The organism is Catenulispora rubra (genome assembly GCF_015356825.1).
In the GTDB taxonomy this organism is placed as follows: domain Bacteria; phylum Actinomycetota; class Actinomycetes; order Streptomycetales; family Catenulisporaceae; genus Catenulispora; species Catenulispora rubra.
Genome location: NZ_JAACYW010000818.1, coordinates 1 through 388 on the forward strand (window position 1 = coordinate 1; position 388 = coordinate 388).

Consider the following 388-nt stretch of genomic DNA (forward strand, 5'->3'; position numbering starts at 1 on the left):
TGTCAAAGCACCGGCAACCTGGTGTCTACTCACTACCGAGGAATGCCGACACGGCGCCGGCGACCCGTGGGGACTGGTGAGCGATGCACGCAAACGGCGAGAAGGCCGACGAGCGACGGAAAGCGATACAGCGGGCTGCGGGCCCGGCGTCGCGACGATCCGGGGCGGCTGCGCAGCTGCTCGCGCTGCAATCGTCGGTCGGGAACGCCGCGGTGGTGCAGCTGATGCGGGAGGCCGGGGATCCGTGGCTGGCCGGGCAGCATCAGCATGGTGCCGGGTGTGGGCATGAGGGGCAGCACGAGGTTCAGCGCTCGTCCGTGCCTGACGTGCTGCGTGGTTCGGGCCGTCCGCTGGATAGCACGACCCGCGATGACATGCAGACCAAGAT

At 68.6% G+C, this 388-nt stretch carries 1 pseudogene; it reads left to right on the plus strand.

The features are described from left to right. Positions 1-83: 83 nt before the first annotated feature. Positions 84-388, plus strand: a pseudogene (locus GWK61_RS58240) (hypothetical protein); the annotation flags it as partial.